At 48.1% G+C, this 551-nt stretch carries 1 other RNA gene; it reads right to left on the minus strand.

The features are described from left to right. Positions 1-44: 44 nt before the first annotated feature. Positions 45-433, minus strand: a transfer-messenger RNA (tmRNA) gene (gene ssrA / locus QF777_12185). Between the last annotated feature and the right edge of the window lie 118 nt (positions 434-551).

Genomic DNA, 551 nt, shown 5'->3' on the forward strand with positions numbered 1-551 from the left:
ATAGCTACTGCCTTTCATAAATGTTTACTTATATAAAACTAGTTTGGTGGAGCTGGCGGGAATCGAACCCGCGTCCGTCGAGAGGTCAACGCACACGTTACGACCATTCCCGAGAATATGACTTACGGTAGTCATTCCGCCGGGTCAGACAAGCCCTAAGGCTTTACCGTCAAGACTTTCCTTGAAGTCAGCGGTCTTTCTCGCCGTCAGCGGTCTCTCCCTGCGGTCCATCACTACTTCTGTTGCCGGGCTGTAGTGATCAGGCCCCGGGAATCATTACTGGTCCCAGTGACTCTTTACTACCTAATAAAATTAGGCGGCAAGAGCGAGATCATCCGTATTGGCGTCTCTATTGATGCCCTGTTTTTAGAGTCTGAGCAACTCTGGTCGCATGAAACGTTCACAGCAATCGGCGTCGAAACCGATCAGCCCCGTAAACGAATATTCATTAATTCGTTAGATTGTCAAATAACTAGGGTTCTCATGCTATCGCAACTCTGTGACAAGTTTGAAGATTGGGTTTTAGTCGGCCCTTTCCTTGCATAGAGCAA

Source organism: Acidimicrobiales bacterium (assembly GCA_030747595.1).
In the GTDB taxonomy this organism is placed as follows: Bacteria; Actinomycetota; Acidimicrobiia; order Acidimicrobiales; family MedAcidi-G1; genus UBA9410.